This window comes from Enterococcus sp. DIV0691 (assembly GCF_051711145.1).
Classification (GTDB): Bacteria; Bacillota; Bacilli; order Lactobacillales; family Enterococcaceae; genus Enterococcus_B; species Enterococcus_B hirae.
Genome location: NZ_JBIOLY010000001.1, coordinates 43,868 through 70,450, shown reverse-complemented (window position 1 = coordinate 70,450; position 26,583 = coordinate 43,868). Strand labels below are relative to the sequence as shown.

The window sequence follows — 26,583 nt, the reverse complement described above, 5'->3', positions numbered from 1 at the left end:
GCTTATTCAGCAGCTTCGAATAATTGGATTTCTTTTGAATCTTCAGTCAATGTAACGATCGCTTTGCGACGTTTTTTTGTATATCCTGCATATTTGCCCATACGTTTGAATTTCGCACGTACGTTCACGATGTTCACGTTTTTAACTTTTACGTCAAAAGCAGCTTCAACCGCTTGTTTTACTAAAGTTTTGTTTGCACGAGTGTCCACTTCAAAAGTATATTTCTTGTCATCCATGGCAAGCATTGATTTTTCAGTGATCACTGGGCGTTTGATTACGTCTAGTAAGTTCATTATGCAAGCACCTCCTCAATTTGAGTAAGAGCAGTTTGTGTTGCTAACACTTTTGTATTTGAAACAACATCTAGAACACTTACGTTATCAGAAGTTACTACAGTTACGTTTGGTAAGTTACGTGCTGATAAAGCAGCAAAGTCGTTACCATTCTCTAGAACAACCAATACTTTAGAGTCAATAGATAAGTTAGCAAGAACTTGTTTAAATTCTTTTGTTTTTGGTGCATCGAAGCTTAATCCTTCAATTGCTACCAAGTTGTTTTCAGCAACTTTTTCTGACAATACAGATTTCATTGCTAAACGACGAACTTTTTTAGGAAGTTTGTAGCTGTAAGAACGTGGTGTTGGTCCAAAGACTACGCCACCTCCACGCCATTGTGGTGAGCGGATTGATCCTTGACGAGCACGACCAGTTCCTTTTTGACGCCATGGTTTACGTCCACCGCCTCGAACAGCACTACGGTTTTTAACCGCATGTGTTCCTTGTCTTAATGACGCACGTTGCATAACGATTGCATCGTAAACAACACTTTCATTTGGTTCAATTCCGAAGATTTCTTCGTTAAGTGTGATTTCACCGTTTTGGCTTCCATCTTGTTTGAATAATGCTACATTCGGCATTCCTTAGTTCCTCCTTTCTTCCTACTATTATTTAGCTTTCACAGCTGATTTGATAGTGATTAATGATTTTTTAGCTCCAGGAACATTTCCTTTAATTAAGATAACGTTTCTTTCTGCATCAACGCGAACAACTTCCAAGTTTTGGATTGTTACGCGGTTGCCACCCATACGGCCAGCAAGACGTTTATTTTTGAATACACGGTTAGGTGCAACTGGACCCATTGACCCAGGACGACGATGGTAGCGAGAACCGTGAGCCATTGGTCCGCGGCTTTGGCCGTGACGTTTGATAACCCCTTGGAATCCTTTACCTTTCGTAGTACCTGTTACATCAATAATGTCTCCTGCTTGGAAAACATCTACTGTAATTTCTTTTCCTACTTCATATTCTCCTAGCTCAACATTTTTGAATTCACGAATGAAGCGCTTAGGAGCCGTGTTTGCTTTTGCAACATGACCTTTCGCAGGTTTGTTTGATAAAACTTCACGCATATCTTGGTAACCAACTTGAATAGCTTCGTAGCCATCAGTTTCCATTGTTTTCACTTGTAGCACTACGTTTGGAGTAGCTTCTACAACAGTTACTGGAATTAATTCGCCAGATTCAGTGAAGATTTGTGTCATTCCCACTTTTTTCCCTAAGATTCCTTTGGTCATGAGTACACCTCCATTAATTTTATTTTAATATTATAGTTTGATTTCGATGTTAACACCAGATGGTAAGTCTAGCTTCATCAAAGCATCAACAGTTTTTGGTGTTGGGTTCACAATGTCGATAAGACGTTTGTGTGTACGCATTTCGAATTGTTCGCGTGAATCTTTGTATTTGTGAGTCGCACGAATAACTGTGTAAAGACTGCGTTCAGTTGGTAATGGAATTGGACCAGACACGCTAGCTCCAGTTCTTTTTGCAGTTTCCACGATTTTATCCGCCGCTTGATCTAAAATACGGTGTTCATACGCTTTTAAACGGATACGAATTTTTTGTTTTGCCATCTTGTTCCCTCCTTCGCCTATTTTGAAAAGTAGACATAGCTCCACGAAAATTTCCGTCACGCTCGTTCGTGGCAAAGCGTCCGGGCGTGTCGCAACCTCTCGTTTCTTAGCCGACGAAATCCTATAGATCACGTCTGTGACATTTACGTTTAGGTAAACGCACCTTTGTAATTATAATATATATAAATCCACAAAGCAAGGCTTTTTTCCTGTAAAAAACAATTTGTTTTCATAAGTTTTCATTTAGATAACTTTAGATGCCTCTTATCCTTAAATGTCACATTTTATTTCTACTAAACTTCCTTCCTATAGTAGTTCGCCTATCTTCAGTTATTCAAAAAAACCGCAGAACCCCCAATCATGTTGGTTTCTACGGTTTTTTATTCTATTAACTATCGGAAGTGATAGACGATCTAAGCCATACACTTTTCTTGAAAAACAAAGTTTGGATTATTTTTTTTAGTTCTGTTCTTGTCGCCAAGGTTGAATATTCGCTTGACGATAGACTTTTGCTTGGTTGATTGAATGGAAGAGTTCCATCTTTTGCTTCACCACTTCTTTTGCTGCTGCGATACATTCAGGATAAATGGCATTTGGGTCCCATAGCTCTGTTGTAGCTAAGATCTCACGACACTTTTTATAAAAAGCATATTTATAGTCGGATGAAATATTGACTTTCTGAATACCGATTTGCACTGCTTTCTCAATTTCTTCGTCTGGGTTAGCAGATCCTCCATGTAAAACTAGCGGAATGGCTACTTTTTCTTTAATACTTGTTAAAACATCCATTTTCAATGCTGGCTTGACATCTTTTGGATAGATACCATGAGCGGTTCCGATTGCCACCGCTAACGAATCGATTCCTGTACGTTCCACAAATTCCTGTGCATCTTCCGGCTTCGTATAAATGACTTCCGATACACCGCCTTCTACTGAAGTACCCGTGTTACCAATCGTTCCTAGTTCGCCTTCAACCGAAACCCCGATCTTATGGCAAACATCTACCACTTCTTTTGTTAGTGCAATATTTTCTTCAAATGGCAACAAGGAGCCGTCGATCATAACTGAACTAAACCCACAATGAATCCCTCGCATGATACTTGCTAAGCTATCGCCATGATCCATATGGATAACGAAAGGCACAGCGCTGTTTTTCGCTCGGCTCACTGCATATTGGAAAAACTCATCTTTGGTAAAGTCTAATTCTGTCGGATGGACTGCAATGATTGCGGGTGCATCATTTTCTTCTGCCGCCTCAATGACTACTCGTAAAAAGTTGCTGTCAGCAACGTTAAACGCCCCTACTGCAAAATGATTTTCCTTGGCAATTTCTAACATTTGATTCATATTGATTAACATCGTCTATTTTCTCCATTTCTATGATTTATTGGTTGAACCTGATAGTTGAATGTATTGCTGAACTAACTCTTTTCCTGCTATGACTGTTTGTTGGATGAGAGTGGGGTATTCGATCGTTGGCTCCTGTTGTAGAAGCTGTTGGCATCTTTGTTGTTGCGCCTTCATAAAATCAGAACCAACATTAATCTTATTGATCCCTAACTCAATGGATTGGCGAATGTTGTCTTTTCCCGCTCCTGACCCCCCATGTAAAACTAACGGAAGTTGAGTCTTCTCTTTTATTTCTTGGACAATATCGAAACGAAAACGTGGTTTGTACCCTTTAGGATAATCTCCGTGACTGGAGCCATAGGAAATCGCTAAGCAGTCCACACCCGTTTCATTGATCAATCGGATTGCTTCTGCTGGGTCCGTACACATGGCATCATCTGTAAAATGGTCGCCTGTGACTGCCCCCATATTTCCTACTTCTGCTTCTACGCTCGCATCATACGTTTGGGCAAATTGGACCATCGCTCTCGTTATTTCGATATTCTGATCCAAGGGATACATCGAAGCATCCATCATGACACTGGAAAATCCTTCTTGTAAGCACTGTTTGACAAATGCGATGTCTTGCCCGTGATCTAGATTAATTGCTACTTCGACTTTGGCATCCTGTGCCATACGGATGATGGGCTTCGTTAAATAATGATAATTGATGTGTTGCTTTAAGTGATCTTGCAATAAATCTATGATGATCGGCGCATGTAATTCCTCAGCAGCTTGGATCGTTGCTTTAGCTGTTTCTAGATTAAAGCAATTGATCGCCATGACAGCATAGTTTTCTTGATTTGCTTTTTTGAGCATCTCTTTCATTGACACATACATATCAAATCCTTCTCCCTACAGTTTTTAAGATAATTTAATAGAAGAAAAATCTACTTCTTCCTCTTCTTCCTCTACGACAGGATGTTCAGCTGGCGCCTTTTTCAAAACAAACAATAGAATGCCGGTAACTGCAGAACCAATCAATAAGGCAAAAGTAAACTTCAACGGATCCGTCATTGCTGGGATAATAAAGACCCCACCAGAAGGAACTGGTGACCCAATTCCCCACGACATACTCAAACCTCCGCCAATCGCTGCACCAGCTGTACACGAAATGATCACACGAAGCGGATCAACTGCCGCTAAGGGGATAACGCCTTCCGTAATCATGCAAAGTCCCATCGGAAAAGCAATCTTAATGTTGTTTTCTTCTTCTTTTGAATATTTTGTTTGCCGAAATAACTTAGATAAAACCCATGAAATGGTGACACCGAAAGGCGGAACCATTGACGCTAACACTTTCACAGCTTCTGGTTCTTGCACACCTTCCAAAAGCATCCCATCAGCAAACAATGAGGCTACCTTATTGACTGGTCCACCAAAATCAAAGGCAGCCATCCCACCGACAATTGACCCAAAGAGGAATTTTCCAGAACCTTGTAGTCCTTGTAAAAAATCGGTCATCGCTTCTGTTGCCCAAACAATCGGCACACCTACCACGAAAAACATCAATAAACCGATACTAAGGGTCGCTAACAGTGGGATGATCATCATCGGCATCAATCCTTGTGCCCACTTAGGAACTTTGAGATATTTCACCAATAACAGGACAAAGAACCCCACCAAGTAACCGCCTAACATACCACCTAAAAAACCTGCGCCAATGGCATTGGCAATTAACCCCATAAACAAACCTGGACCAATCCCTGGGCGATCGGCAATGGAATAGGCAATCGCTGCAGAAATCACTGGAGCCAATAATCCCATGCCCAAAACCCCTAGAGAAACTAAGGCATCGGGTACAGAATAAGACGTTTGATAATCATTGATGACTTGCCCACCTGTTAAATTCCCAATAGCGATCAAGAGTCCAGCGGTCACAACAACTGGTAACATGTATGAAATAGCTGTCAGTGCATGCTTTTTTAATTGTAGTTGACGAAGCATCCAATTCCTCTCCTTTTATGTTTTACTGAGTTCTTCTTCAATTTTAGTAATCAACCCTTTCGGTGCTTTAATGACCATGTTCGTAGGAATCTCAATCACTTTTTTTCCTTCGAACCGCTCCTTGCCACCAATTTTGATATCTGCTGCAATAATGACGACATCTGCCTGCTTGATCTCCTCCTTCGATAACTCGTCTTCTGTACCAATTGTTCCTTGTGTTTCGATGTGCACTTCATGTCCTAATGCTTTTGCTGCTTTTTCTAATTTTTGTTTGGCAATATACGTATGTGCAATTCCTGAAGTACAGGCTGCTACTCCGACGATCTTCATTTTTTCTTCCTCCTTTTCTTTTAGACAGTTGGTTCTTTTGCTAATAGTTCCATTAATTCTGCTTTACTAGTTGCCTGATTCATTTTTTCGATAATGGTATCTTCTGCTAATAACATTGCTACTTTTTGTAATAATTTGATATGAACGGTATTGGCATCTGTATCTTTTACTGCAAATAAGATAATGACCTTTACAGGCTGCTCATCTAATGATTCCCAAGGAATCGGGGTCTCGACTTTACCCACAACCAAAGAAGTCTGAATGACACTCGCTGATTTTCCGTGGGGAATCGCCACACCGTTTCCAATCCCTGTGATTCCTTCTTTCTCCCGTTGAAAGACATCTGATGAAAAATCATCAACATCTTTGATAATGCCGTTTTCTTTTAGTAATTCACTTAATTCGAGAATCGCTTCTTTTTTTGTTTTCGCTTTCATTTCTAAACGTATCAGTTTTTCTGTAATCACATTTGCGATACTAAATTCTGACATTACCTGTTTTGTAACCATTTCACATCTCTCCTAACATTTGCTTCACACGTTTTTCGTCTTGCTTGGTAAATACTGAGTTTACTAATATCGTGGGAATCTTCGGTGGCTCATTCAAACAAACCGTTGTTAAAATCAAATCGATCTTACTAAATTCCGCTTGGTTTTTCTGGTACTGCCGAGAAGATAAAACAGCAATAATCTCTAATTCAGGAAAGGCTTTTTTTACTTTGACTTTCAATAGTTCTGAAGTTCCAACACCACTACTACACATGATCAATACACGTTTTTTTATTGGGGCTAACTCTTTGTATCTCACAAAGTATAATGTTAAAAATCCAATTTCATCTTTGGATATATGGTTTGTATGAAATTTTTTTTGGACCATTTTACTGACAAGTTCTACTAATTGAAACGTTTCCTGGTACTCTAATTCAATATCGTGCAATAAATCATTTTTGATTGTGATCTCATGTTTTAATCGATACAATAGCGGCTGAATGTGACTATACAAATCATGTCGGTTTCGTTCTTGATCAATCGCCACTCCCATGAGCCGGCTCATCGTAGCAGAAAAAAAACGGGTGATTTCTTCAGCTTCATTTGAAATATTTTGATGTTTAATCGAACCATTTTCGATCCTGGAGGAAATCAAGTATTGAAAAAGATAAAAAGTTTCACTTTCAGGGAGAGTCGTATTTAAATATTGACCTAATTTGAGCATGACTTGCTTTGATAGTTGGTACAGTTCATGGTTATAATGGATCAGCGCCTGATCTTCTTCATCTAAATCCCACGTATCTTCTTCTAAATATACGACCCCTTCACGGAAGCGTTTGACTAAGATATAAATATGAGAAAAAATATTCATTGCATATGGATAGGCAATTCGACTGACTAGTTTTTGTTCGATAAACTCAACGATCGAAGTAATAAAATTGATATCAAATGAGCTGATCATTGGGTGACTAGGAACCACTTTTTTATCTTCCAATAAATGGATACTTAATAGCATATTCACTACTTTACGAATATGTTTTTCTGTTCCTTCGATACCAATTCGGGTACCTTGTCGTTTAAGTTGGAGGTGGTTTTTCATTAAAAATAAACTGATCTTAGCCAAATCATTACTAATTACCGGATCACTCACATAATACGGATGGAACAATTCATTGATTAATAACTTCTTGGGTGCCTTAAACAACAAATTAAGCAAAATCGCATTTCTTCTTTCCAAAGGTCCTTGACTCGTTCGACTTTCATTATGCGTTGCACTCACATTTAAATATTTATCGTAGTCTAACCGAAATCCTTTGCCTGCCTCTGCCAAAATGATTTCCCCGTTTTCAGACACATCATTTATCTTTTTAATCGTACGGTAGACCGTTTTCGTAGAAACATGGGCAAATTCAGCTAACTCCTGAGCTGTAAGGGATAAGCCATGTTTAACAAAGTATTCGACCATTTCTTTCTCTCTTTTGCTTAGCTGCATTTGTTCAACCTCCTTGTTTATACTATAACGGAATTTTCTGACAACTCATTTTTTGTTCTGTCCATTACTCTGGACATTTTTAAAAGCGTTTACAAAAAATGGCAAAAAAGACAAAAAACACCGAAGCAGGCAAAAACCTGTCTTCGGTGTTTTACATGAGACATCAGAGTACATAAAAGTGATAACTAGACGAAACGATGAAAATAAGTAACTATTGATTGGTGTCAGTAGTTTTCTTCCTTAATTACTCTTAACATGACCAATCACAGCATTTGCTTTAACTACCCCACTAGCATCCATCGTTAGCTTCGCCACTTTTTCACCATTGGTAAAAGCAACGATCAGATCTGATTGTTTGTTTGCTGATTGCAGTGCAGCTAAATCCATGGTTGCAATTAATTGACCACGTGCAACTTTTTGTCCCTCTTCAACGTAGATCGTAAAAGGCGCTCCTTTTAAGTTCACGGTATCGATCCCCATATGCAAGAGAACTTCAATTCCTGATTCCGTTTTGATACCAACTGCATGTTTCGTTGGAAAAATATTGATAATCGTACCAGCGATTGGAGCAAACACTTCGCCATTTGTTGGTAGAACCGCAAACCCGTCTCCCATCATTTTTTGTGAAAAGACATCATCTGCCACTTCTGTGATTGGCATTAGCTTCCCATTTGCTACCGCAAAAATATCTTGGTTTTGTGGATCAACGACTGTTTTGGTTGTCACAGTAGGCGTGGACTGAGCAGTTCCTTTGCCGCTACTTCCATGAATTTTTTTCATTTCATCTGCAACAAATTGGACTTCCGTTCCAACGATCACTTGAATATTTTTGGCATCAATTACTTTCAGGCCTGGAACGCCAGTTGCTTTGATTTTCCCTTGATCAACTTTTGCCGTATCTTTTACATACAAGCGTAAACGTGTCGTGCAATTGTCAATGGAAACAACGTTCGCTGCACCACCTAATGCTAGATAAAGTTGATTAGCTAGCGTGGCAAATCGATTGTCACCAGTTGGCACTGTTCCTACTTCCCCATTTTCTGCAACTCCAGTATCTTCTTCACGCCCCGGCGTCATCAAATTGAATTTTTTGATGACAAATAAAAATGTAAAGTAATAAATCACACCCATCGCCAAGCCTAATACCAATAGCATTAATGGTTGATTGGCAATAGGTACACGTAAGCTTAAGAAGAAATCAATAAAGCCGGCGCTAAAATTAAAGCCCGCTGTCCAATGGAAGGTTGCTGCGATAAACATCGAAATCCCTGTTAGAGCAGCATGAACGACGTACAATGGCCAAGCGACAAACATAAATGAAAATTCTAACGGTTCAGTCACTCCTGTAAAGAAAGAAGCGAAAGCGGCAGCTAACATCAAAGATGCAGTCACTTTTTTCTTTTCTGGTCGCGCACATTGATAGATAGCAAGTGCACCAGCAGGTAACCCAAACATCATGACAGGGAAGAAACCAGCTTGGTACATACCGGTGACTCCTTTTACCCCTTCACTTGCCCAGAATTTACCGATATCATCAATTCCAGCTAAATTGAACCAAAAAACATTGTTAAGTGCATGGTGTAAACCAGTTGGAATCAGCAAACGGTTGAAGAAGCCATATAGACCAGCACCTAACGCGCCCATTCCAGAGATCAATTCACCGAAACTAACCAATGTATCATAAACTGGTGGCCAAACAAAAATCAATAAAGCAGAAATAATTGCCATTAAACCAGCTGTTACGATCGGTACTGCTCGTTTTCCACTAAAGAAAGACAACGCCATTGGCAATTTAACTCCGCTGAAGCGATTATACATCGCACCAGCGACTAAGCCTGCCAAAATTCCAATAAATACATTTTTATTATTGATTGCATCAAAAGCGATATTCACTTTTTCAACATCCACTTTAGTAAACAATGCGACAGAAGCACTATTGACTAATGTGACTGGCGCTAAAAAGGCGATCAATCCTGCCAATGCTGATGAACCATCTTTGTCCTTAGACATCCCCAATGCTAATCCAACAGCAAAAATGATTCCTAAATTATCTAAGACTGTTCCTCCAGCTTTGATCATAAAAGCGGCAAAAATGTTATTGCCACCCCAACCAGTCGGATCGATCCAATAACCAATCCCCATGAATAAAGCAGCTACTGGAAGGGTTGCTACTGGTAACATCAAGGAACGTCCCATTCGTTGTAAGTATGTTTTCATTTTGTTCTCCTATTCTGTTGTCCCTCGCAAGCGTTCGATATGAATAACTAAATAACCAAGTTCTTCGCTTGTAATAGACATTTGATATTGTTTAGTTAAAAGTACTCGAATTTTTTTTGCGACTGCATAACTTCCTGAATATTTTCGTTTGACTATCTCAATAATCTCCTCGTCTAAGACCGCATACTGCTGATTGTGATACCGTTGGATCAACAACCGAAGATGGTTTGCTAAACGAGAATAATTCAGTGCCATTTGTTCGGAATGGATATCGATCCTCAGCTCTTTTTCAATCAACTGGATAATTTCCGACACGATCGTGACTTCGCGAATGCTACGATGATTACTAGTTTGTCCGCTATGACCACTATGGATATGTATCGCTATATAACCCGCTTCATCATATGTATAAGGAATAGCTAAAGTGTGATTCAAATAATCAACTGCCCATTGCGCAATACTAAATTCTTCGTGGTACAGCGCCTCGATTTCTCGCAGTAATTTATTTCGAATAACAATTCCATTACGAATATTTTCAGCAGCAAAAGCAATATGATCCGTTAACGCGATCAACACATGCTCATTCAGCTTTTTCATTAAAACTGTTTCTGCATGATCAATAATGTGTTCAGCAGCAAAAAGAAACTTTTCGTCAATTTGATTCAGCAAACTTTGTAGTTTCATTTGACTTTCTGGCTCCATCACAAACATCCGCTCAATTTCTCGATGAAAAATCAAGTCATTGCGCTTTTTATCGAATCCAACACCTTTACCAATTGCGACCTTTTCTTGTCCATCGTCATCGACTAAGACCGCATTTTGATTAAAAATCTTTTTGATTTTCATAATAATAACCCTTTTTCTGCAGAATTAAAGTTACTTCATGGACCAATCATCCTTTATCAATCTTAAGCTTGACAACAAAAAAAGCATAGAAAAATTCCACCAAAGTCTCCTTATCGACGGAATCTTCCCATGCCTAGTATGATCTAGTCACATGAAAAATAAATATGTTAACGCTTTAATTTTATCGAGGGAACGTTTTTTTGTCAACATCTTTTTTTCCTTTTGTCAAACAAAATGCTTTCATTTACTCAATAAAGTTTAAAATAAGCCATAAAAAAAGCCATGATGTCTAATGACACCATGACTTTTTATTGTCCGAATACAATGTTGCTTACAATTCAGTTGATCAAAGATTAAGCTTTGATTTCAGTAACGACACCGGCACCAACTGTACGTCCGCCTTCACGGATTGAGAATTTAGTACCGTTTTCGATAGCGATTGGGTGGATTAATTCAACTTCCATTGTTACGTTGTCGCCAGGCATAACCATTTCAGTTCCTTCTGGTAATTCAACAACACCTGTTACGTCAGTTGTACGGAAGTAGAATTGTGGACGGTAGTTAGTGAAGAATGGAGTATGACGTCCACCTTCTTCTTTTGTCAACACGTATACTTCTGCAGAGAATTTTGTATGAGGTGTGATTGTACCTGGTTTAGCTAAAACTTGTCCACGTTGGATGTCTTCACGTGCAACACCACGTAGTAAAGCACCAATGTTGTCTCCAGCTTCAGCGTAGTCTAATAATTTACGGAACATTTCAACACCAGTAACTGTTGTTTGAGCTGTTTCTTCTGCGATACCAACGATATCTACAACGTCACCAACGCGAACTTGTCCACGTTCAACACGACCTGTAGCAACAGTACCACGACCAGTGATTGAGAATACGTCTTCGACTGGCATCATGAATGGTTTGTCGTTGTCACGTTCTGGAGTTGGGATATATTCGTCAACTGCAGCCATCAATTCAAGGATTTTTTCTTCGTATGAAGCGTCGCCTTCTAAAGCTTTCAAAGCTGAACCAGCAACTACAGGAACATCGTCACCAGGGAATTCGTATTCTGTTAATAAGTCACGAACTTCCATTTCAACTAATTCTAGTAATTCTTCGTCGTCAACCATATCTACTTTGTTCAAGAATACAACGATGTATGGAACACCAACTTGACGAGATAATAGGATATGTTCACGAGTTTGAGGCATAGGACCATCAGCAGCAGAAACTACTAAGATAGCTCCGTCCATTTGAGCAGCACCAGTGATCATGTTTTTAACGTAGTCCGCGTGTCCTGGGCAGTCAACGTGAGCGTAGTGACGAGTGTCAGTTTCGTACTCAACGTGAGCTGTTGAAATTGTGATTCCGCGTTCGCGTTCTTCTGGAGCACCATCGATTTGATCGTAAGCCATAGCTTGGCCGCCGTTTTTCTTAGATAGTACAGTTGTGATTGCTGCTGTTAAAGTTGTTTTACCGTGGTCAACGTGTCCGATTGTACCAATGTTAACGTGTGGTTTAGAACGGTCAAATTTTTCTTTTGCCATTTTAAAATGTCCTCCTAAAAATACAATATATTTTTTATTTGTCTGATAGGTATGTGATAAACCAAAAGTCTATCACATGCCCATATCATCGATAATTATTTTACACGAAACTATATTAAAAATACAGTCTCTTTAGATAATCTGTCAAACAGACGATCTTGTTTTAAGAAATTATTCAGCTTTACCGCCGTTTTTCTTAATGATTTCTTCTTGGACTGATTTAGGAACATCTTCATAGTGGTCAAATACCATCATAAATGTACCGCGTCCTTGAGTTGCTGAACGCAATGTTGTTGCGTAACCGAACATTTCAGCCAATGGAACAATCGCATTAACGATTTGTGAGTTACCATGTGCTTCCATACCTTCAACGCGACCGCGTCGGCTAGTTACGTGTCCCATGATATCACCTAAGTAATCTTCTGGAACAGTAATCGTTACTTTCATCATTGGTTCTAAAATAACAGGACGTGCGTGTTTTGCAGCAGCTCTTAAAGCCATAGATGCAGCAACACGGAAGGCTGTTTCATTTGAATCGACGTCATGGTATGAACCATCGTAAAGTTTTGCTTTGATATCCACTAATGGATAGCCAGCAAGAACACCGTTATTCATAGATTCTTCTAGTCCTTTTTCAACAGCAGGGATGTATTCACGAGGAACGACCCCACCGACGATTGCATTTTCAAATTCGAAGCCTTTACCTTCTTCGTTTGGTGTAAATTCAACCCATACGTGACCGTATTGACCTTTACCACCAGACTGACGTACGAATTTACCTTCAGCTTTTGTTGCTTCACGGAATGTTTCACGGTATGAAACTTGTGGAGCACCAACGTTTGCTTCAACTTTAAATTCACGTTTCATACGGTCTACTAAAACGTCTAAGTGCAACTCACCCATACCTGAGATAACAGTTTCACCAGTTTCAACGTTTGTTTCAACTCGGAATGAAGGATCTTCTTCTGCAAGTTTTTGCAACGCAACACCCATTTTATCTTGGTCTGCTTTTGATTTAGGTTCAACAGCAACTTGGATAACTGGGTCAGGGAATTCGATTGACTCAAGAATAACCGGTGAGTCTAATGCACATAATGTATCCCCAGTTGTTGTATCTTTCAATCCAACAGCAGCGGCGATATCACCTGAGTACACTTTATCAATTTCTTGACGAGTGTTGGCGTGCATTTGTAGAATACGTCCGATACGTTCTTTTTTGCCTTTAGAAGCGTTCAATACATATGAACCACTTTCAAGGACACCAGAATAAACACGGAAGAAAGTTAGACGACCTACGAATGGGTCAGTCATTACTTTAAACGCTAATGAAGCAAAAGGAGCTTCATCGTCAGCTGGACGTGTTGTTTCTTCGTCTGTTTTTGTATCGATCCCTTTGATTGCTTCGATATCAACTGGAGAAGGCAAGTAATCAAGAACGGCATCCAACATTAATTGAACCCCTTTGTTCTTGAACGCTGAACCAGCTAATACAGGGAAGAATTCAACATTAATTGTTGCACGGCGGATACCAGCAATCAATTCTTCTTGTGTGATTTCTTCACCTTCAAGATATTTCATCATTAGTTCTTCGTCTGTTTCAGCAACAGCTTCGACTAATTTTTCGCGCCATTCTTGAGCTTGTTCTAAATATTCTTCAGGAATTTCAGTTTCTTGAATATCTGTTCCTAAGTCATTTGTATAGATTTCAGCTTTCATTTTAACCAAGTCGATGATACCAGTGAAGTTTTCTTCAGCACCGATTGGCAATTGGATTGGATGCGCGTTTGCTTGCAAACGATCATGCAATGATTTTACTGAGTACAAGAAGTCCGCACCGATTTTATCCATTTTGTTACAGAATACGATACGAGGCACTCGGTACTCAGTTGCTTGACGCCAAACTGTTTCAGTTTGAGGTTCAACACCTGACTGTGAGTCAAGTACAGTTACCGCACCATCTAATACACGTAGAGAACGTTGAACTTCAATTGTGAAGTCTACGTGTCCTGGTGTGTCGATGATGTTTACACGGTAACCTTTCCACTGCGCTGTAGTCGCAGCAGATGTAATTGTGATACCACGTTCTTGTTCTTGTTCCATCCAGTCCATTTGTGAAGCTCCTTCGTGGGTTTCACCAATTTTATGGATTTTACCAGTATAGTACAAGATACGCTCTGTTGTTGTAGTTTTACCTGCATCAACGTGAGCCATGATACCAATATTACGAGTTTTTTCTAGCGAAAATTCTCTTGCCATTTTCTTACTCCTCTCTTTATTTAAATCGATTGTAAATTGACTTTCTGCTGTCGTTTAACCCAACAGGCAGAGAGGATCTTACCAACGATAATGAGCAAATGCACGGTTGGCATCAGCCATTTTATGAGTGTCTTCACGTTTTTTAACAGAAGCACCAGTGTTGTTTGCAGCATCCATGATTTCTTTTGCTAAGCGTTCTTCCATTGTGTGTTCACCGCGCAAGCGAGCGTAGTTTACTACCCAACGAAGAGCTAAAGTTGTACGACGTTCAGGGCGAACTTCAACTGGTACTTGATAGTTTGAACCCCCAACACGACGTGCTTTAACTTCAAGAACAGGCATAACATTTTTCATAGCTTGTTCAAACACTTCTAATGGATCATTACCTGTAGATTCTTTAATCAAATCAAAGGCGTTATAAATAATACTAGCTGCAACACCGCGTTTTCCGTCAACCATTACACGGTTGATCAAGCGAGTTACTAATTTTGAGTTATAAATAGGATCTGGTAAAACATCACGTTTTGCAACAGGACCTTTACGTGGCATCCGTAACTCCTCCTTCCGAAATATTCTTCATAGTAATTGCCTTACTCTCTTAACATAGTAAGAACAAGTTTCATTTGTTTAATAATTAAAATTAAGCTTTAGGTTTTTTAGTACCGTATTTAGAACGGCTTTGTTTACGGTCGTTTACACCAGCTGTATCAAGTGCACCACGAACGATATGGTAACGTACCCCTGGTAAGTCTTTTACACGTCCACCACGTAGTAATACTACGCTATGTTCTTGTAAGTTGTGACCAATCCCTGGGATATAAGCAGTAACTTCAATTAAGTTTGACAAACGAACACGAGCATATTTACGTAAAGCTGAGTTCGGTTTTTTAGGTGTCATTGTACCCACACGTGTTGCTACCCCACGTTTTTGAGGAGAGTTCACGTTTGTTTGAGTTTTCTTAAAGCTGTTATATCCTTTGTTCAAAGCAGGTGAATTAGATTTTTCCACCTTTGATTTACGAGGTTTACGTACTAATTGGTTAATTGTAGGCATTCCTTGTTTCCTCCTTCCCACGATTCGCGTCTAGTTCCACACATCCAGGTGGTTCTTTTTTTGCGATAAAAAATAAATGCAATTCTGCATCTTTATCAAATATGCTTTGATAAACAGTCAGCACGTCTCTTTACCAGAGACCTGTAGATAAAGCACCTTGGTTAGGATACCATGAATAAAGTACTCTGTCAACCAGTGTTATGTATTTTTTTTAGCCATTTGAAATTAAAAAAAGGACGCTATCTTTTTCCAATCATTCAATATAAAATAGCTATGAATAGAGACGAAAGAAAAGGTGGGAACAACAGATGAATTTGAAACAAGCAGCTGGAATTGAAGCAGCTAAATTTGTGAAGGACGGAATGATCGTTGGTTTGGGTACCGGTTCTACAGCCTATTATATGGTAGAAGAAATTGGTAGAAGAATGCGTGAAGAAGGATTAAATATCACTGGTGTCACTACATCGAATGCCACTAAAGAACAAGCAGAAAAATTAGGTATTCCTCTTAAGAGTATTGATGAAGTACCCGTAGTTGATCTCACAATCGATGGTGCTGATGAAATCAGTAAAGCATTTCAAGGAATTAAAGGTGGTGGGGCAGCATTACTTTTTGAAAAAATTGTTGCTACGTATTCAAAACAAGTCATTTGGATCGTTGATGAATCAAAATTAGTGGAGCAACTTGGGCAGTTCCCTCTTCCAGTAGAAGTGATTCCTTATGGCGCTCAACAATTGATGCGGATCTTTGATGAGAAAGGTTACCAACCTGTTTTACGTCAAACCGAAACAGGTCAGATAGTCAAAACAGACAGTGGTCATTACATTATTGACTTACATTTAGAAGTGATCAATGACCCTGAAGCTTTAGCAACGTACCTTGATCAACTGGTTGGTGTCGTTGAACATGGACTGTTTTTAAATATGGTTTCAAAAGTCGTCGTCGGCTCCGCACAAGGCGTATCAATTATCGACTCACCTCATCAAAAATAACAACCCTGATATTAGTTATAAAAATTAGCAAAAATAGTTCATTTTAAAAACATAAAAAAACTATCTTTTCAATGGACTTTATGCTACATTTTTACTGTTATCTATAGACAGAAAATCATTGCTAGAAAGGAATCACCATGAAGATTATTGGTTATGCACGCACAACCATAAATGATGTTGATCTTACAACACAAGTGGAGCAACTCTCTAATTTTGGTTGTCAGGAGATTTTTCACGAGACATACAAGTCTAAAGATGCGGTGTCTAATAATATTTGTTTAGAAAAAGTAATCAAGGAAATGCGACAAGGCGATACTTTAGTTATCTGTCAACTTCATCGTCTAGGGAAGTCTACTCGTCAGCTAACAGAACTCACACAATTATTCAAAGATCGTGGCTTACACCTAGTTAGTATCCAAGAAGAGATCGATACGCGTACACCGATGGGGAAAATCTATTTTCAACTAATGGAAGGATTAGCCATTATGGAGTGCTCTTTAATCAAGGAACGGACACTTGTCGGGTTAGATGAAGCACGTAAAAAAGGTAAAATCGGGGGTCGTCCAAAAATCGATCCAAAAACAATTAAAAAAATTCGTCGGCTTTATTATGAAAAAAAAGAAACGATCCAATTAATTTCTACTAAATGTGGTGTATCAGTCGGAACCTGTTATAAATATATCAATCTTCCAGAAAAAGAGATTCAGCAATTATCTTAAACGACTGCCTACATCTTGATATTCTTTCATTTAAAAATGGATTGGCGCAACAAACGCAGACTGTCTGCTAAAGACGAATCAACTGTATATAATGAATAGGTAGGTGGATCAATGACAGTGCAGCCATTGACCCACCTACCTCTGTTTATCTGTCACTGTAAGAATTATTTTTGTTTTTTTATCTGTCTATCTTCTGATTTTCCCTTTCATTAACTTCATTTTTCAATGGAAATCTAGTCAAAAAAATTGTACAATAAAGCAGAACTGAAATTTTCAGAAATATAACCTATTTTAAAGGAGAGCTAAACATGCCAAAATTAGTTTTTTCTCGTCATGGTCTTAGTGAATGGAATGCATTAAACCAATTTACTGGTTGGGCTGACGTAAACTTAGCACCAGAAGGAATCGAAGAAGCCAAAGAAGGCGGACGCAAAATCAAAGAAGCTGGAATTGAATTTGATGTTGCTTACACTTCAGTTTTAACTCGTGCCATCAAAACATGTAATTTGATTTTAGAACACTCAGATCAACTTTGGGTTCCTCAAATCAAATCATGGCGCTTAAACGAACGTCATTATGGTAAATTACAAGGATTGAACAAAAAAGAAACAGCTGAAAAATATGGAGATGACCAAGTACACATTTGGCGTCGTTCATACGACACTCTTCCTCCATTGATGGACGAAAGTGACGAAGGTTCTGCTGCAAACGATCGTCGTTATGCAATGTTAGACAAACGCGATATTCCTGGTGGCGAAAACTTGAAAGTTACTTTAGAACGTGCTTTACCATTCTGGCAAGACGAAATTGCTCCAGCTTTACTAGACAACAAAACTGTTTTAGTAGCTGCACATGGTAACTCTCTACGTGCTTTAGCAAAACACATCGAAGGAATTTCTGATGAAGATATCATGGATCTTGAAATTCCAACTGGTCAACCACTTGTTTATGAATTAAACGATGACTTGACAGTTGCTAAAAAATACTATTTATAATAAATAAAAAAAGTGGGCAAGCGATTCAATTGAATCACTCGCTCACTTCTTTTATTAATCTGCGATTGCTGTTTCTAATCCGACTTCGATCATTTCGTTAAATGTCGTTTGTCTCTCTTCTGCAGTTGTTTCTTCTCCGGTAAGCAAATGGTCACTCACTGTCATGATTGCTAATGTTTGGACATGATATTTTGCTCCCAAATAGTATAAAGCAGCTGCTTCCATTTCCACACCTAGCACACCTAATTCAGCTAATTTAAACGTTTCTGTTGAATCATCTTTATAAAATGAATCTTCCGAGAGAACATTTCCTACATGTGTGGTAAATCCTTTGTCTTTTGAAATTTCATACGCCTTCAACAATAAATTAAAATCACTGATCGGCGGAAAATGAAAGGCTTGGAAATTTTTCTCGATCATCGAAGAACTAGTAGCTGCTCCTTGAGCTAAAACAAGATCACGAACATGGACATCTTTAGATAATGCACCACATGTACCCACTCGTATCAATTTTTTCACACCGTATGAATGAATCAATTCATGGGCATAGATCGTCGCTGACGGCATCCCCATCCCCGTTCCTTGTACCGAAACACGTTCGCCTTTGTAGGTTCCAGTAAAACCTAACATCCCACGAACTTGGCTGTAACATACTGGATCTTCTAAAAATGTTTCAGCAATATATTTTGCTCGTAAAGGATCGCCTGGAAGTAGTATTTTATCAGCGATCTCTCCTTGTTTTGCTTCAATGTGTACGCTCATCTGACACTCTCCTTGATTCAGTTATAGTAATACTAATACTTCTTTAATCAATGCCTTAAATGATTGTTTGACACGTTGCGTTGTTTCCACCACTTCTTCATGGTTAAGGTTCGCTTGCATGCCTGCTGCTAAATTAGTGATACATGAAATGCCGAGAACTTTCAACCCGCTATGTGCTGCAACGATCACTTCTGGCACAGTGGACATTCCGACTGCATCTGCTCCCATCGTACGTGACATCCGAATCTCTGCAGGTGTTTCGTATGTTGGTCCAGAATAGCCCATATATACCCCTTCTTTAAGAGTCAAATCTAATTGGCTCGCAGCCTCTTTGGCTACTTCACGGTAAGTTAAGGTATACGCCTCGCTCATATCAGGGAAGCGTGGACCGATCTCATCTTCGTTAGGACCAATCAATGGGTTTTGACCTGTGAAGTTGATATGATCAGTAATCAACATCAAATCGCCAGGAACAAATGATTCATTTACCCCACCACATGCATTCGTGACAATCACCGAATGAGCCTTTAATGCTGCCATTACCCGCACAGGATAAGTGACAGTTTGCATTGAATGACCTTCATAAAAATGGAATCGTCCTTGCATTGCCAGAACTTTTTTACCAGACAAGGTACCATAGACTAATTGACCAGCATGGCCGACAACTGTTGATGTTGGGAAAAATGGGATTTGGTCATAAGGAATCACGATCGCTTCCTCGATTTCTTCCGCTAACTCTCCTAAACCTGAACCTAAGATCAAACCAAAATCAATTTCTTTTACGCCCTTTTCTAGAATAAATTGAGTCGTTTCTTGTAACATTTCGCTTAATTGGGTCATTTACTTTCTCCTATTAACTATTTTTTTCTACAGAAGTCAAGAGGTTAGAAGCCCTGTCGTTCGACTAGCTAAAAAAACAGGTATGCTTGATTAACAGGGCTTTTTCACCTCTTGATTGATACTGTTAAAGCAAGATGGCTCTTTGAACAAAATGATTGACCTATCTTAGTTACGCTTTTTCAGGTCAAATTTTCAAACGCGGTCTGTCATTCCTATTTCAAAAGTTTTAAGAAACTTTCGCCGTTTTCGGTAGCAGGAACATCGAAGTTTTCAGCAATCGTTGCTGCGATATCTGAATAGTAGCCTTGTGGCAAGCTTCCTTGTCCTTGCATTTTTTTGCTGAAAACTAATAATGGTACATATTCACGTGTATGATCTGTTCCAGGGAATGTTGGATCGTTTCCATGATCAGCAGTAATCATCAGTAAGTCGTCCTCTGCCATTGCCTCTAATATTTCGGGAATACGTAAATCAAAATCTTCAATTGCGTGGGCATAACCTACAACATCCCGACGATGTCCAAATAATGCATCAAAATCAACTAAATTAGTAAAACTGATCCCTGTAAACTCTTTTTTCATCACATTTAATAATTGGTCAACGCCATCCATGTTGCTTTTCGTACGGACGAACTCTGTAATCCCTTGACCGTTGAAGATATCGTTGATTTTTCCAACAGCGATAACGTCTTTTCCTGCTTCTTTTAATGAATCTAAAACCGTATGACCGAATGGATCCAATGCGTAATCATGTCGGTTGCTCGTACGAGTAAAATTACCAGGTTCTCCAACGTAAGGTCGCGCAATAATTCGACCAATCATGTATGGGTCGTCTTTAGTAATGTCACGAACGAACTGACAAATCCGATAAAGTTCTTCTAAAGGAATAATTTCTTCATGCGCAGCAATTTGTAGAACTGGATCTGCGGACGTATAGACGATCAAATCACCAGTTTTCATTTGATGTTCACCATAGTCATCTATAACAGCGGTTCCACTATATGGTTGATTGCAAACAATTTTGCGTCCTGAGAAGTCTTCGATTTGTTTAAGTAATTCATCAGGGAAACCGTTAGGAAATACTCGAAATGGTGTCTTGATGTTCAGACCCATGATTTCCCAGTGACCGGTCATTGTATCTTTTCCTACAGATACTTCCTCCAATTTAGTGGCATAGCCTTGGTGGTTTTTAACCGCTTCGACACCTTCTAATGGGCGAATCGTTCCTAATCCTAACTGTTCTAAATGAGGAATTGTCAAACCAGCTTCTTTTGCGATATGCCCTAGTGTATCTGAACCTTTATCACCAAATTTTTCAGCATCTGGCGCTTCGCCGATTCCTACTGAATCCATGACAATCAAATGTACGCGTTTAAACATGATTATTCCTTCTTTCTTTTTTATTATTGCTATTAAATCAAAAAGGGCGAGTCGAAAAAACATTTCCCGTAACCCACCCTTTTTATTCACTAAAAGTTTATTTTGATTTTATATAATTTTTACCGTTCGCTTTAGGTCCAGATGCTTTTCCTAAGAACGCTACTAACACAATAACGGTTAATAGGTAAGGTGCAATCTGCAACAATACTGGCGGTATCGAAGAAATCACTGGTAATTGAGCCCCGATGATACTTAAACTTTGCGCAAAACCAAAGAATAAAGAAGCGCCCATGGCCCCTAGTGGATTCCATTTACCGAAGATCATAGCAGCCATTGAGATAAACCCTTGACCTACGATCGTTCCGGCAGAGAAATTCCCTGAAATCGATTGAGCAAATACTGCGCCACCCATTCCGCCAAGTAAACCAGAGATCAATACCCCAGAATAACGCATCGCGTAAACATTGATTCCCAATGTATCCGCTGCTTGAGGATTTTCACCCACTGAACGTAAGCGAAGTCCGAACTTTGTCTTAAAGATAATAAACCAAGCAAGAATCGCAATTAAAATGGCACAATAAGCTGGTAAAAATGTATTTTTAAAGAAAATTGGTCCAATCACAGGGATTTTTGATAATCCAGGAAATGAGAAATATCCTAAGTTAACTGAAATATTATCAGTTTGCCCTTTTCCATACCATGTTTTAATTAAAAATACACCCAAAGCTGGTGCCATCAAGTTGATAACTGTCCCGCTGATGATATGGTCTGCACGTAAACTAACAGTTGCTACTGCATGTAATAAAGAGAATAACACACCAACTATCCCACCGACTAAAATAGCGATCCATGGTGTCATGTCTCCTAAGGTAGGACTCATGGTTAGATTAAATACTACCGCACTGAAAGCACCCATAACCATGATGCCTTCTAAACCTACATTGACAATCCCACTTCGTTCAGAAAAAGTTCCACCTAAAGATGTAAGAATTAATGGTGTTGAATAAACCAACGTTGAAGTGAGGATTAAAGCAATTAACTCAGTTGTTGACATTATAATTCTCCTCCTTCTTGACTCTGATTTGTTGGTTTCGATTCAACAGTCTCCACGATCGCTTCTTGTTTTTTACCTTGGAAGAATTTCGCCATAATGAAACGAATCAAGAAGTTGATCCCAACAAAGAAAATAATCAATGCAATCGATACATTTACGATTTCAAATGGTATACCGGCACCTGTTTGCATCCCCAAACCACCGATTTTCAAGATACTGAACAAGAGTGCTGAAAGTAAAATTCCAATCGCTGAACCAGAACCTAACAGTGACACAGCCATTCCGTCAAATCCGATGGCTAATGAAGTTGTTTGGACGAAAAAGTTTTGATACGTTCCTAATCCTTCGACTACTCCACCAAGTCCTGCTAAAGCGCCTGAAATCATCATGGAAAAGACGATCGTACGTTTACTACTCATTCCAGCATACTCAGAAGCAAAAGGATTTAGACCTACCGAACGAATTTCAAAGCCTAACGTCGTTTTCTTCATCAATAGCCAAACAACAACCAGTGCAATCAATGCTAAAAACAAACCAGCATTTACACGAGAACCGCCAAACATCTGTGTCAGCCAAGGTAATCTAAGAGAAGCATTTTGCCCAATCAAATTTGAAGAATCTAAGCTTGAACGATACGTGTCTGGCATGATGTCATGTAAAGCAAAAGTACTTAAATAAAGTAAAATATAGTTCATCATAATAGTGACGATTACTTCACTTGTACCGAAAAAGGCTCTTAACACCCCTGGAATAGCCGCAGCCAAGGCTCCTGCCAAAGCACCTAAAATCACACAAGTCGGTAATAAAATGACTTTTGGCAGATCAGGAAAGGCAAGTGCTACCCACACACTAACGATCCAACCACAGAGTGCTTGTCCCGAAAGCCCGATATTGAAGAATCCTGCTGAGTTCGCAACAGAAAAACCTAATGCAGTAAAAATCAACGGTGTTGCTTGCCGTAATGTTTCACCAATACTTCTTTGAGAACCAAGGGACGCATTTAACATTGAAGAATAACCTTGGCCTGGGTTATAACCAAAAGCTGCCATCAAGATAGCACCTAAAACTAAACCTAGAATTACCGAAAAAATAGGAACTAGGAGATTACGTATCTTTTCATTGCGATCATTCATGTGCGCCACCAACCTTTTCTAACTCTTTTCTTGCTTCTTCTAAAGAATAGCCCGCCATAAGTAATCCTAGTTCATTTTCAGAAGTTTCTTTTGGATCAACGATTCCCACGATTTTTCCTTCGTGGAGTACCGCAATACGATCAGAAACATTCAAAATTTCTTCTAATTCAAAACTAATCAATAAGACCGCTTTGTATTTGTCTCTTTGTTCAATCAAACGTTTATGAATAAACTCGATTGCTCCAACATCTAGCCCACGTGTCGGATTAGCAACGATCAACAAGTCAGGATCACGATCGATTTCCCGAGCAATAATTGCTTTTTGTTGATTCCCACCTGATAATGCTTTTGCTGGCACAAGTTCATTCGTTGTTCGAACATCATACTCTTCGATTAATTCTCGTGCATGTTCATTGATCAACGAATAATTCAATAAGCCATTTCTACTGTAAGGTTTTTGGTAATAATTTTGTAAAGCAATATTCTCCGCTAACGTCATATCCAACACTAAGCCATACTTATGACGGTCTTCGGGCACATGTCCTACACCAGCCTCCGTAATTTTTCTTGGCTTTTTATTCGTGATATCTTCATCTTTTAAGCGAATTGTTCCACTTTCTGCTTTACGTAAACCGGTTAACGCCTGGATCAATTCTGACTGTCCGTTACCATCAATACCAGCAATCCCTAAAACTTCTCCTGCTCGTACTTCTAAACTTAGGTCTTTGACTGCGTCCAATCCTCGGTTTTCTTTAACCACTAGATTTTCAATCGATAACACAACTTCTTGAGGCTGACTTTCTTTCTTCATTGTCTTAAATGAAACCGTACGTCCAACCATCATATCTGCCAATTGTTGTGAAGAGACATCTTTTACATTTACTGTACCAATCCCTTTACCACGACGGATAACTGTACAACGATCTGCTACAGCTTTAATCTCATCTAACTTATGGGTGATCAAAATGATCGATTTTCCTTCTTTGACCAACTCTTTCATGATTACAATCAGTTCGTCAATCTCTTGTGGCGTTAATACCGCTGTAGGTTCGTCAAAAATCAAGACATCTGCCCCACGATAAAGTGTTTTTAAGATTTCTACCCGTTGTTCCATTCCAACAGAGATATCTCGGACATACGCATCAGGATTGACCGATAAACCATATTGTTCAGAAAGCTTTTGGATTTCTTCACGTGCTTGGCGACGATCAAGTACCCCTGCTCGACTTGGCTCACTTCCCAAAACAATATTTTCAGTAACAGTAAATGCATCCACAAGCATAAAGTGCTGATGGACCATTCCGATACCTAGCTGGTTCGCTTTTGTCGGACTTGTAATTTTCACTTCTTTCCCATGCATCAGTATTTCACCTGATGTTGGCTCTAAAAGGCCTGAGAGCACATTCATCAAGGTTGATTTTCCGGCACCATTTTCTCCAAGTAAAGCGTGGATCTCTCCTGCTTTCACTTGCAAGTTGATGTTGTCATTTGCTTTGAACGTACCAAACTGTTTGGTGATATTCCGCATTTCGATGACAATATTTTCTTGAACCACAATTTTTCACATCCTAACGATTTCTATCTAGGCAACGATTAACAAAGATTTTTCATAAAATCTCAAATTGAAGCAAAAACTTCAGGGGATTATTCCCTTATCAAAAGGCTGTGAGCAGCATGTTCTACTTCAAGAATTAAGAACAAAAAAACGAAAATAGCTTTTCATATTTTTGTTTTTTGGGGCTTAATTCCGCAGAAGTAATGCTGTGAACGCCGTTTAGCAAGAGGCTGTGAAAGAAGCGTTTAGTTCCGAGCAAATAAGAGAGGATTTTTTAAAATAGCTTCTCATATTTTTAAAAATCATCGCTTATTGTTGAGGAGCTGCTTCTTGAACGCCGTTTAGCAAGAAGCTGTGAAAAGAGCGCTTTGACCTGAACACCCGACAAGTAAAAAATGCGACGAGTAACCGCAGGAGCATTAAGGAAGGAAATCTCAATAGCTTCTCAGCAACATCTTGATAAAGAAACAATCGTTAGTTATTTACTAAACCATAGCCTTGTCAAACAATTGTCCAACAAGGCTATAGAAATTCGTTTGATTATTTTTCAGGAGTTTCTGGTACTTTGATATCTCCTGAGATGATTTTTTCTTTTGCTTCATTCACAGCTTTTTCTGCTTTTTCTGAAAGTTGACCTTTTGTGATACCAACACCGTCTTCTTTCAATCCGTAAACGGTATGTTCTCCACCAGGGAAATCACCGTCAGCTGATTTTTGAGCTAAGTCTTCAACAACAGTTCCTACACCTTTTAGAGTTGATGTCAAAGTAAAGTTTTTCTTTTCACCGTTTAAAGTGTATTCGCCTTCGTCCGATTGGTCACGGTCAACCCCGATAACCCAAACTTTTTTGTCGCCTGATTCGTTTAATGATTTCGCTTCTTGGAATACACCGTTACCAGTACCACCAGATGCGTGGAAAATGATATCTGCATTTTGTGCATACATTCCTTGAGCAATTGAACGTCCTTTATCTGGCGCTGAGAAGTCTCCTGCATATTGATTCAAGACTTTAATTTCTTTGTTTAATGCTTTTGCACCAGCATCTACACCAGCTTTGAATCCTGCGTCAAAACGATCGATTACTTCACCTTTTACCCCACCAATGAAACCAACAGTGTTTGTTTCAGTTGTGTAAGCTGCGGCAATCCCAGCAAGATAAGAAGCTTCGTTATCTTTAAATGTTGCTGAAACCACGTTGTCTTTGCCGTCGATAACGTCATCAATAATAGCAAAGTTTGTTTCAGGATTTGATGCAGCTTGCTCTTCAATAGCTGGTTTCAATTTATAACCAATACCAAAGATTGTTTTAAAACCTGCATTCAAAGCTTGGTCAATATTAGGGATATAATCTGATTCATTTGCTGATTGGAAATATTGGAACCCATCATTCCCACGTGATAGATCATGATCTTTCCCCCAAGCTTGTAGTCCTTCCCAAGCTGACTGGTTGAATGAACGGTCATCAACACCGCCCGTATCTGTGATCAATGCTGCAGTTGCTGTTTTTGAACCGCTGTTTCCACCGGTTGAATCAGTTGAATCTGATCCGCTGCCACATGCGCCCAATAATAACCCAGCAGATAACGCTACAGCACTTAAACCAAATAATTTTGCTTTTTTCATTTCTGTAAAGCCCCCTAAAATAATTGTTTTATTTTTCAACAGTCAGCTGACTGAATGAA

At 39.2% G+C, this 26,583-nt stretch carries 26 protein-coding genes; 3 read left to right on the top strand and 23 right to left on the bottom strand.

The window, feature by feature from the left end; translation table 11 throughout:
- Positions 1–2: 2 nt before the first annotated feature.
- The 16 genes from rplW to rpsL form a co-directional block, all read right to left on the bottom strand.
- Positions 3–293 carry a 50S ribosomal protein L23 gene (gene rplW, locus IGJ11_RS00330; RefSeq protein WP_002290449.1) on the bottom strand — a complete coding sequence of 97 codons (291 nt, stop codon included), beginning with the start codon at positions 291–293 and terminating at the stop codon, positions 3–5.
- Positions 293–916, bottom strand: coding sequence for a 50S ribosomal protein L4 (gene rplD, locus IGJ11_RS00325; RefSeq protein ID WP_010720449.1), 624 nt, complete (start codon positions 914–916; stop codon positions 293–295). The genes rplW and rplD overlap by 1 nt, the downstream gene beginning before the upstream one ends.
- Before the next feature lie 27 nt (positions 917–943).
- Entirely contained in the window at positions 944–1,573 is a 630-nt protein-coding gene (rplC, locus tag IGJ11_RS00320) for a 50S ribosomal protein L3 (protein ID WP_002290445.1), read from the bottom strand.
- Positions 1,574–1,603: 30 nt separating this feature from the next.
- Positions 1,604–1,912, bottom strand: coding sequence for a 30S ribosomal protein S10 (gene rpsJ, locus IGJ11_RS00315; RefSeq protein ID WP_010720450.1), 309 nt, complete (start codon positions 1,910–1,912; stop codon positions 1,604–1,606).
- Positions 1,913–2,371: 459 nt separating this feature from the next.
- Complete coding sequence (locus IGJ11_RS00310; protein WP_178286983.1) at positions 2,372–3,271, bottom strand: ketose-bisphosphate aldolase; 900 nt, start codon at positions 3,269–3,271, stop codon at positions 2,372–2,374.
- 18 nt (positions 3,272–3,289) lie between these two features.
- Positions 3,290–4,141, bottom strand: a complete 852-nt coding sequence (locus IGJ11_RS00305; protein WP_010720452.1) for a class II fructose-bisphosphate aldolase — start codon at positions 4,139–4,141, stop codon at positions 3,290–3,292.
- A 24-nt stretch (positions 4,142–4,165) separates the two neighbouring features.
- Entirely contained in the window at positions 4,166–5,248 is a 1,083-nt protein-coding gene (locus tag IGJ11_RS00300; protein ID WP_126342725.1) for a PTS fructose transporter subunit IIC, read from the bottom strand.
- Between the two features lie 15 nt (positions 5,249–5,263).
- Entirely contained in the window at positions 5,264–5,578 is a 315-nt protein-coding gene (locus IGJ11_RS00295; protein ID WP_010736797.1) for a PTS fructose transporter subunit IIB, read from the bottom strand.
- A gap of 20 nt (positions 5,579–5,598) precedes the next feature.
- Positions 5,599–6,087, bottom strand: a complete 489-nt coding sequence (locus IGJ11_RS00290) for a PTS sugar transporter subunit IIA (RefSeq protein ID WP_053766556.1) — start codon at positions 6,085–6,087, stop codon at positions 5,599–5,601.
- 1 nt (position 6,088) lies between these two features.
- Complete coding sequence (locus tag IGJ11_RS00285) at positions 6,089–7,558, bottom strand: BglG family transcription antiterminator (protein ID WP_207431786.1); 1,470 nt, start codon at positions 7,556–7,558, stop codon at positions 6,089–6,091.
- A 240-nt stretch (positions 7,559–7,798) separates the two neighbouring features.
- Positions 7,799–9,775: an N-acetylglucosamine-specific PTS transporter subunit IIBC gene (gene nagE, locus IGJ11_RS00280; protein WP_178286985.1), complete on the bottom strand. Its 1,977-nt coding sequence runs from the start codon at positions 9,773–9,775 to the stop codon at positions 7,799–7,801.
- A 9-nt stretch (positions 9,776–9,784) separates the two neighbouring features.
- On the bottom strand, positions 9,785–10,621 hold the full coding sequence (locus IGJ11_RS00275) for a PRD domain-containing protein (RefSeq protein WP_010736794.1): 837 nt from the start codon (positions 10,619–10,621) through the stop codon (positions 9,785–9,787).
- Between the two features lie 353 nt (positions 10,622–10,974).
- Positions 10,975–12,162 carry an elongation factor Tu gene (gene tuf, locus IGJ11_RS00270; protein ID WP_010720459.1) on the bottom strand — a complete coding sequence of 396 codons (1,188 nt, stop codon included), beginning with the start codon at positions 12,160–12,162 and terminating at the stop codon, positions 10,975–10,977.
- A 171-nt stretch (positions 12,163–12,333) separates the two neighbouring features.
- Positions 12,334–14,418 (bottom strand): elongation factor G, encoded by a 2,085-nt coding sequence (gene fusA / locus IGJ11_RS00265; RefSeq protein WP_010720460.1) that lies wholly within the window; start codon positions 14,416–14,418, stop codon positions 12,334–12,336.
- A 78-nt stretch (positions 14,419–14,496) separates the two neighbouring features.
- The gene (gene rpsG / locus IGJ11_RS00260; protein WP_010720461.1) at positions 14,497–14,967 is read right to left on the bottom strand and encodes a 30S ribosomal protein S7; all 471 of its coding nucleotides are present in this window, start codon (positions 14,965–14,967) and stop codon (positions 14,497–14,499) included.
- A 91-nt stretch (positions 14,968–15,058) separates the two neighbouring features.
- Positions 15,059–15,472 carry a 30S ribosomal protein S12 gene (gene rpsL / locus IGJ11_RS00255; RefSeq protein WP_002294318.1) on the bottom strand — a complete coding sequence of 138 codons (414 nt, stop codon included), beginning with the start codon at positions 15,470–15,472 and terminating at the stop codon, positions 15,059–15,061.
- 308 nt (positions 15,473–15,780) lie between these two features.
- Between rpsL and rpiA the strand changes: the two genes are divergently transcribed.
- The 3 genes from rpiA (at position 15,781) to gpmA (ending at position 18,178) form a co-directional block, all read left to right on the top strand.
- Complete coding sequence (gene rpiA, locus IGJ11_RS00250) at positions 15,781–16,464, top strand: ribose-5-phosphate isomerase RpiA (RefSeq protein ID WP_010736793.1); 684 nt, start codon at positions 15,781–15,783, stop codon at positions 16,462–16,464.
- Between the two features lie 137 nt (positions 16,465–16,601).
- The gene (locus IGJ11_RS00245) at positions 16,602–17,183 is read left to right on the top strand and encodes a recombinase family protein (protein ID WP_010720463.1); all 582 of its coding nucleotides are present in this window, start codon (positions 16,602–16,604) and stop codon (positions 17,181–17,183) included.
- A 308-nt stretch (positions 17,184–17,491) separates the two neighbouring features.
- On the top strand, positions 17,492–18,178 hold the full coding sequence (gene gpmA / locus IGJ11_RS00240) for a 2,3-diphosphoglycerate-dependent phosphoglycerate mutase (RefSeq protein WP_010720464.1): 687 nt from the start codon (positions 17,492–17,494) through the stop codon (positions 18,176–18,178).
- 54 nt (positions 18,179–18,232) lie between these two features.
- Here gpmA and deoD read toward each other — a convergent pair whose 3' ends face one another.
- The 7 genes from deoD to IGJ11_RS00205 form a co-directional block, all read right to left on the bottom strand.
- Positions 18,233–18,940, bottom strand: a complete 708-nt coding sequence (gene deoD / locus IGJ11_RS00235; protein WP_207431776.1) for a purine-nucleoside phosphorylase — start codon at positions 18,938–18,940, stop codon at positions 18,233–18,235.
- Positions 18,941–18,961: 21 nt separating this feature from the next.
- Positions 18,962–19,780, bottom strand: coding sequence for a purine-nucleoside phosphorylase (locus IGJ11_RS00230; RefSeq protein ID WP_053766559.1), 819 nt, complete (start codon positions 19,778–19,780; stop codon positions 18,962–18,964).
- Positions 19,781–19,992: 212 nt separating this feature from the next.
- A complete protein-coding gene (deoB, locus tag IGJ11_RS00225) occupies positions 19,993–21,159 on the bottom strand; it encodes a phosphopentomutase (RefSeq protein ID WP_010720467.1) in 1,167 nt (388 codons plus the stop codon).
- Between the two features lie 97 nt (positions 21,160–21,256).
- Complete coding sequence (locus IGJ11_RS00220; protein WP_010720468.1) at positions 21,257–22,213, bottom strand: ABC transporter permease; 957 nt, start codon at positions 22,211–22,213, stop codon at positions 21,257–21,259.
- Positions 22,213–23,346 (bottom strand): ABC transporter permease, encoded by a 1,134-nt coding sequence (locus IGJ11_RS00215; protein ID WP_010720469.1) that lies wholly within the window; start codon positions 23,344–23,346, stop codon positions 22,213–22,215. Before IGJ11_RS00215 ends, IGJ11_RS00220 begins: the two co-directional genes overlap by 1 nt.
- Entirely contained in the window at positions 23,339–24,901 is a 1,563-nt protein-coding gene (locus tag IGJ11_RS00210) for an ABC transporter ATP-binding protein (protein ID WP_010720470.1), read from the bottom strand. Before IGJ11_RS00210 ends, IGJ11_RS00215 begins: the two co-directional genes overlap by 8 nt.
- A 540-nt stretch (positions 24,902–25,441) precedes the next feature.
- A complete protein-coding gene (locus tag IGJ11_RS00205; protein ID WP_010720471.1) occupies positions 25,442–26,524 on the bottom strand; it encodes a BMP family lipoprotein in 1,083 nt (360 codons plus the stop codon).
- Positions 26,525–26,583: the final 59 nt, after the last annotated feature.

Bases quoted from the DNA above. Each gene is read 5' to 3' on its own strand.
- rplW (WP_002290449.1), bottom strand. From the start codon at position 293: ATGAACTTACTAGACGTAATCAAACGCCCAGTGATCACTGAAAAATCA.
- rplD (WP_010720449.1), bottom strand. From the start codon at position 916: ATGCCGAATGTAGCATTATTCAAACAAGATGGAAGCCAAAACGGTGAA.
- rplC (WP_002290445.1), bottom strand. From the start codon at position 1,573: ATGACCAAAGGAATCTTAGGGAAAAAAGTGGGAATGACACAAATCTTC.
- rpsJ (WP_010720450.1), bottom strand. From the start codon at position 1,912: ATGGCAAAACAAAAAATTCGTATCCGTTTAAAAGCGTATGAACACCGT.
- IGJ11_RS00310 (WP_178286983.1), bottom strand. From the start codon at position 3,271: ATGTTAATCAATATGAATCAAATGTTAGAAATTGCCAAGGAAAATCAT.
- IGJ11_RS00305 (WP_010720452.1), bottom strand. From the start codon at position 4,141: ATGTATGTGTCAATGAAAGAGATGCTCAAAAAAGCAAATCAAGAAAAC.
- IGJ11_RS00300 (WP_126342725.1), bottom strand. From the start codon at position 5,248: ATGCTTCGTCAACTACAATTAAAAAAGCATGCACTGACAGCTATTTCA.
- IGJ11_RS00295 (WP_010736797.1), bottom strand. From the start codon at position 5,578: ATGAAGATCGTCGGAGTAGCAGCCTGTACTTCAGGAATTGCACATACG.
- IGJ11_RS00290 (WP_053766556.1), bottom strand. From the start codon at position 6,087: ATGGTTACAAAACAGGTAATGTCAGAATTTAGTATCGCAAATGTGATT.
- IGJ11_RS00285 (WP_207431786.1), bottom strand. From the start codon at position 7,558: ATGCAGCTAAGCAAAAGAGAGAAAGAAATGGTCGAATACTTTGTTAAA.
- nagE (WP_178286985.1), bottom strand. From the start codon at position 9,775: ATGAAAACATACTTACAACGAATGGGACGTTCCTTGATGTTACCAGTA.
- IGJ11_RS00275 (WP_010736794.1), bottom strand. From the start codon at position 10,621: ATGAAAATCAAAAAGATTTTTAATCAAAATGCGGTCTTAGTCGATGAC.
- tuf (WP_010720459.1), bottom strand. From the start codon at position 12,162: ATGGCAAAAGAAAAATTTGACCGTTCTAAACCACACGTTAACATTGGT.
- fusA (WP_010720460.1), bottom strand. From the start codon at position 14,418: ATGGCAAGAGAATTTTCGCTAGAAAAAACTCGTAATATTGGTATCATG.
- rpsG (WP_010720461.1), bottom strand. From the start codon at position 14,967: ATGCCACGTAAAGGTCCTGTTGCAAAACGTGATGTTTTACCAGATCCT.
- rpsL (WP_002294318.1), bottom strand. From the start codon at position 15,472: ATGCCTACAATTAACCAATTAGTACGTAAACCTCGTAAATCAAAGGTG.
- rpiA (WP_010736793.1), top strand. From the start codon at position 15,781: ATGAATTTGAAACAAGCAGCTGGAATTGAAGCAGCTAAATTTGTGAAG.
- IGJ11_RS00245 (WP_010720463.1), top strand. From the start codon at position 16,602: ATGAAGATTATTGGTTATGCACGCACAACCATAAATGATGTTGATCTT.
- gpmA (WP_010720464.1), top strand. From the start codon at position 17,492: ATGCCAAAATTAGTTTTTTCTCGTCATGGTCTTAGTGAATGGAATGCA.
- deoD (WP_207431776.1), bottom strand. From the start codon at position 18,940: ATGAGCGTACACATTGAAGCAAAACAAGGAGAGATCGCTGATAAAATA.
- IGJ11_RS00230 (WP_053766559.1), bottom strand. From the start codon at position 19,780: ATGACCCAATTAAGCGAAATGTTACAAGAAACGACTCAATTTATTCTA.
- deoB (WP_010720467.1), bottom strand. From the start codon at position 21,159: ATGTTTAAACGCGTACATTTGATTGTCATGGATTCAGTAGGAATCGGC.
- IGJ11_RS00220 (WP_010720468.1), bottom strand. From the start codon at position 22,213: ATGTCAACAACTGAGTTAATTGCTTTAATCCTCACTTCAACGTTGGTT.
- IGJ11_RS00215 (WP_010720469.1), bottom strand. From the start codon at position 23,346: ATGAATGATCGCAATGAAAAGATACGTAATCTCCTAGTTCCTATTTTT.
- IGJ11_RS00205 (WP_010720471.1), bottom strand. From the start codon at position 26,524: ATGAAAAAAGCAAAATTATTTGGTTTAAGTGCTGTAGCGTTATCTGCT.